The organism is Pseudomonas sp. HY13-MNA-CIBAN-0226 (assembly GCF_040310305.1).
Lineage (GTDB): Bacteria > Pseudomonadota > Gammaproteobacteria > Pseudomonadales > Pseudomonadaceae > Aquipseudomonas > Aquipseudomonas gregormendelii.
This window is the reverse complement of the sequence record NZ_JBEOPS010000678.1, coordinates 1-232: the sequence shown is the minus strand read 5'-3', so window position 1 is coordinate 232 and position 232 is coordinate 1. Positions and strand designations below refer to the sequence as shown.

General features: G+C 44.8%; 1 protein-coding gene. It reads right to left on the bottom strand.

Going from position 1 to position 232, the window contains the following annotated elements; translation table 11 throughout:
* The coding region (locus tag AAEZ05_RS30400; RefSeq protein ID WP_350650403.1) for a ribonuclease E/G at window positions 1-232 on the bottom strand (232 nt) is incomplete at both ends.

The window sequence follows — 232 nt, the reverse complement described above, 5'->3', positions numbered from 1 at the left end:
AGGCAGTTTCGATTTGTTTTTCGATATTAAAGCGCGAAAACATCGGCTCATAATCGGTATATTTACGCAGTTTTTCAGCTTGTTTTGGCATGACCGCATCGATGAAGCCTGCCGCTTCTATATAAGCGTTTTCGTTATCGATCCAAATCTCAGCAATGTCATCGCGTAGATAATCACGCACGGCACGAGTAACAACGCCCGCTTCTTGATGTACCAAGCGCGGTGATGGATA